This window comes from Borrelia hispanica CRI, from assembly GCF_000500065.1.
Lineage (GTDB): Bacteria > Spirochaetota > Spirochaetia > Borreliales > Borreliaceae > Borrelia > Borrelia hispanica.
Window position 1 is genome coordinate 1 of the sequence record NZ_AYOU01000153.1, and the last position, 670, is coordinate 670.

Sequence of the window (670 nt, forward strand, 5' to 3'; positions counted from 1 at the left end):
TAGGAATATCAACTTTAGGATTATGATACTTACTATCCCCACCAAACAATCTCAGTTGATCTACAAAAATAATGCTTTTAATTTTATTAACTTCACTATGTTTATCTTTATATTGCTCATGTCTCATAGATCCTTGCACAACAACTTGCTTGCCTTTAAGAAGAAAATGAAGAAGAGTTTCTGCTCGCTTACCAAATAATACACAATTAAAAAATTGGGCATTATCTCTCCACTCACCTTCTCTTTTGACTTTAATATTATTAGCTATAGCAAAATTTAATATAGCTAAATTTGTACTACTATAAGATAAAAGTGAATCTTTAACTAAGCGTCCTGATAATGTGATGTTATTAATGTCAGACATCAAAACCCCCATCATCATAAAGCCTACGTCTGATCTCCATTCTTTGGAGATCACAATACAAGTTACCTAAATATTCATTGTATTCTTTTGTTGTATGATAGTCATAAACATATTTTTTAATAATATTTCTTAAACAATTGTATACATATTTGAACATACGATATAAAATTATTAAAATGAAGATTATTACATGTATAATCATCTGCTCCACCTCCCATTAAACTACAGATGAGATGGGAGGTGCAAGATTAGATATAGAAAAACTATAACTATGATTAATATCATAATAATCATAATGATCCGTAA

Annotated in this window: 1 protein-coding gene; it reads right to left on the reverse strand. The window is 28.5% G+C overall.

Annotated elements, in window-relative coordinates:
- The coding region (locus tag U880_RS0106300) for a single-stranded DNA-binding protein (protein WP_084543220.1) at positions 1-418 on the reverse strand (418 nt) is incomplete at its 3' end.
- Positions 419-670: the final 252 nt, after the last annotated feature.